This is a genomic window from Methanosarcina sp. A14, from assembly GCF_001729375.1.
Classification (GTDB): Archaea; Halobacteriota; Methanosarcinia; order Methanosarcinales; family Methanosarcinaceae; genus Methanosarcina; species Methanosarcina barkeri.
Map to the genome: position 1 here is coordinate 1 of NZ_LZPK01000256.1, position 3,029 is coordinate 3,029.

General features: G+C 36.7%; 4 protein-coding genes. 2 read left to right on the forward strand and 2 right to left on the reverse strand.

Annotated features, from left to right (window positions below; all coding sequences use genetic code 11):
• Positions 1-171: 171 nt before the first annotated feature.
• Positions 172-681: a shikimate kinase gene (locus A9239_RS12145; RefSeq protein ID WP_048116452.1), complete on the reverse strand. Its 510-nt coding sequence runs from the start codon at positions 679-681 to the stop codon at positions 172-174.
• Between the two features lie 374 nt (positions 682-1,055).
• Positions 1,056-1,319: a hypothetical protein gene (locus A9239_RS12150; RefSeq protein WP_230629067.1), complete on the reverse strand. Its 264-nt coding sequence runs from the start codon at positions 1,317-1,319 to the stop codon at positions 1,056-1,058.
• A 465-nt stretch (positions 1,320-1,784) separates the two neighbouring features.
• On the opposite strand from A9239_RS12150, the gene A9239_RS20950 reads away from it, so the two are divergent.
• Entirely contained in the window at positions 1,785-1,892 is a 108-nt protein-coding gene (locus A9239_RS20950; RefSeq protein WP_369815422.1) for a hypothetical protein, read from the forward strand.
• Positions 1,879-3,029, forward strand: a 1,151-nt coding sequence (locus A9239_RS12155; protein ID WP_069575321.1) for an NAD(P)/FAD-dependent oxidoreductase, incomplete at its 3' end; no start/stop codon positions are given. The genes A9239_RS20950 and A9239_RS12155, both read left to right, overlap by 14 nt.

Consider the following 3,029-nt stretch of genomic DNA (forward strand, 5'->3'; position numbering starts at 1 on the left):
GTAATTATGTTGAAAAAGTAATTATATTGAAAAAGTAATTATGTTGAAAAAGCAATTATGTTAAAAAGCAATTATGTTGAAAAAGCAATTATGTTAAAAAGCAATTATGTTAAAAAGCAATTATATTAAAACACAACTGGAAACCTTAATGAACCTATTTGAGCCACAATTTCAGGTACTCTCTTCAAAACATATCTCAACAATCATTTCATCGATGTCCTGAATATTTTCTCTCCCTTTGAGCTTTATTGAAAAATCAGCATATTTCTGATAAAAGCCCTTCCTTTCTTCAAAAAGTTCTTTCAAACTCCTATCCCTGAGTCCTACTATGCCTCTTTTTCTTGCATTAGGAAGCCTTCTGGCAATGCTTCTAAAAGCAGTATCCAGAAAGATTATTTTTGAGATTTTTTTCAAATGATTCATGGCTTTTTCGGAATAAATTACACTCCCACCAGGTGAAATAACGCTCCTATCTATCTGCTCGAGACTGAGAATGGCTTCTTCTTCAAACCTGATAAAAGCCGAATCTCCTTCTTTATCAATCAGAGTCTGGAGAGGCATTCCGGTGTTTTCCCTTATCAGGTGATCCACATCGATAAAAGTATAGCCAAGGCGCTTTGCAAGGGATCTTCCGATAGTACTTTTTCCAGCTCCTGCCATGCCAATTAATGTGATGTTCATTGTCACACTCCTTTAAACTCTGAAAATAAGGGAACCAATTACCTGACGCTTCCCGACATAGGGCAATTAGGCCTTAAATCACTCGAACAAAATATACTCTCTAGCTATATAAAACGTACAACGTTTCCTTTTATCTTGAAAGGGTCATTAATTTAACCAATTACTTTAAATTTCAGAAAAGGACCCGAATTCTTCGGTACATGTTATTATTGTAGAAAAAACAGCTTGTAGTGATTTTGTGAAGTGTAGCTAATGAGACTTATAGCAAAAAAAGTAAAAAAATTGAAAACAAATAAACTCTAAAACTCTAAAAAGAAAAACTAATTTAAGAAATCTAAATTCTGAAATCGATTATTTTCTGAAAGAATTCTTTCTCAATATCGATCTTTTCGGTTTATGGACTCAGCGCCAAGGATATGAGTATGCCTTTCAATCGCTTTCGAAGAGTGAAGGAAAGAGAGTGTATATTCAGAAAGGACAACTCTGGTACCTAATATATAACGCTTCAAAAGGCCTCTGGCAGTTAGCTTATCAACCTGCTCAAGAGAAACGATAGCAAGATACATGAGAAGTCGAATGAAAAACACAAGATGAAGCACAAACATTTTGACCCAGGGACTGGCCGAACTGATTGCCATCCCGCAGATCCAGCTGCAAAGCTTGAGAGAATATGAAATAAGACTGTTTTTATATAAATTTAAAAACAGCAGGAGGAGTGTAAGAAAAGATATACCTCCAGCCATAAGATATATTTCATACGTCAAATCCATAAGAGTCACAAACCCTTACTTTCTGTTACTATTTTAATTTATGCACTTTTGTTCTTTTTCAGAGCATATGGAGAAGTTATGAAATTGTAACTAGAGTTTACAGCGTTAATTAATGAATAGGCTTGATTTAGCTACTTTTAGCTACTTTTAGCCAATAATGCAAGAGGAAATAAAAATAATCGGATAGGATGCCCGGAAAAGCGAAAGATCTGTGCACTGGACAAATTTTTGTTAATTAAAGGTTTCCACAAAGTTAAAATCCAAAAGAGAAATTCTAAAATTATGATCAGGTTTTAAGTCGTAACAATTAATACAGTTACATTGGCTAGAAACTTGCCTCACAGGAAAAATATAGGTCATAAAAACATAGGTCGTAAAAACATAGGTCGTAAAAACATAGGTCATAAAAATAGAGGTCGTTTTGGAAATGAAAAAGTATGACGTAGTTGTTGTCGGGGCAGGCATAAGTGGGCTTTTAGCAGCTTTAACGCTTTCTAAACACGGAAAAAAAGTCATTGTTCTTGAAAAAAATCAGCATATTGGAGGAAATTGCAATAGTTACATGGTAGATGGCTATCAGGTAGATACAGGAGTACACGCGATTACCCATCTAATTGAAGGACCTCTGAAGAGGTTGATGGATAATTACTTTGATTTTTTGCCTGTATTTGAGGACTATGGGCATTACTACATTCGGACTGAAAACGCTTTTCTCAAAGTTCCTTCAACCCTGAAAGACTTCGTGACTTTTGAAGTACTTCCGAGAAAAGATAGGCTTATACTCTCTCAGACTCTCACTAAAGCCTTTACACTTTCCTCATTTGGCATAGATCTTTCAGACCAAGCGGTATATGATTTTCTGCCAAAAAGTATTTCAAAGGATACCTATGACTTTGTGGACACGATGTCCATTTCTCTTTCTGGGAAATCTATGAAAGAGACCTCGGCTCAACGTATCCTGTATGGCAGCAATTTTGTCAGGGATAGCATTACCCAGGAACAATTTGATGCTATGATAGGTAAACTGGAATCGAAAAAAACCCAGTCTACAGAATCTATCCTTGCCTCAATCCTTCCGTATCACCTGCATGCTTCTCTTCATGCAAGAATGACCAGGGTTACTCAGCCGTTTGCATCCCTGGAAAGGCTTGCAACAAATGATGTAAACGGTTCTCAGGGCTATCCAAGAAAGGGATTAAAATCCCTGCTAGATGCCATTCTTTACTCCCTTCCGGAAACTGTTGAGATCAAAACGGAATGTGAAGTTAAATCTATTCTTGTACAGGACGAAAAGGTTTCAGGCGTGGAAGCCGATGAAATATATAACTCTGACCTTATTATCTACACAGGTTTTGCAACCGAGCTCCCCCTGCTGATAAAGGATCTTCCCACAGAATATGTTAAAGACCTAAAGGGAATTGTCCACAGTAAAAGCCTGACCATCTGGCTTGGACTGGAAAAAGAGTTTCCCAATTTTAATTATACAGGCTCAGAGATCTGGTTCAAGGATTTCGCCTACTGGGCAACTCCTATACGTAACTATGACCCCTCGCTTGCTCCAAAGGATAAACAGCTTAT

Bases quoted from the DNA above. Each gene is read 5' to 3' on its own strand.
- A9239_RS12145 (WP_048116452.1), bottom strand. From the start codon at position 681: ATGAACATCACATTAATTGGCATGGCAGGAGCTGGAAAAAGTACTATC.
- A9239_RS12150 (WP_230629067.1), bottom strand. From the start codon at position 1,319: ATGGCAATCAGTTCGGCCAGTCCCTGGGTCAAAATGTTTGTGCTTCAT.